Genomic DNA, 557 nt, shown 5'->3' with positions numbered 1-557 from the left:
GCCCACGCATGCGCCGGACATCCACGTGGACGGTGAAGCGCTGGCCTACGTCATGTTCACCTCGGGCTCCACGGGCCGCCCCAAGGGCGTCTGCGTGCCCCACCGGGGCATCACCCGCCTGGTGCTCGGCAGCACCTTCATGCGCTTCGGGCCTGACGAAGTCTGGCTCCAGGCGGCCCCTGTTGCCTTCGACGCGTCCACGCTCGAAATCTGGGGCGCGCTGCTGCACGGCGCGAAGCTCGTCCTCGCGCCTCCCCATTCGCTTTCGCTGGAGGAACTGGCCGCGCAGCTGCGTCACCACCGCGTGACGTCGCTCTGGCTCACCGCCGCACTCTTCGAGCAGATGTCCCTGCACCAGGGTGAAGCCCTCGCGGGTGTGCGCCAGGTCCTCGCCGGTGGCGACGTGCTGCCTGCTGCCCGCGTACGTGAGCACCTTGCTCGCCTGCCGGAAGGCGCCACGTTCCTCAACGGCTACGGCCCCACGGAGAACACGACGTTCTCCGCGACGTACACCCTGCGCCGCGACACGGTGGTGGAAGGCGCCATTCCCATCGGCC

Annotated in this window: 1 protein-coding gene; it reads left to right on the top strand. The window is 69.7% G+C overall.

Features of this window, described 5'->3' with window-relative positions; translation table 11 throughout:
* The coding region (locus D7X55_RS40230; protein ID WP_147470465.1) for an AMP-binding protein at positions 1-557 on the top strand (557 nt) is incomplete at both ends.

The organism is Corallococcus sp. AB049A, from assembly GCF_003668885.1.
Classification (GTDB): domain Bacteria; phylum Myxococcota; class Myxococcia; order Myxococcales; family Myxococcaceae; genus Corallococcus; species Corallococcus interemptor.
The sequence above is the reverse complement of the archived record's forward strand: the minus strand, read 5'-3'. Positions and strand labels throughout refer to the sequence as shown.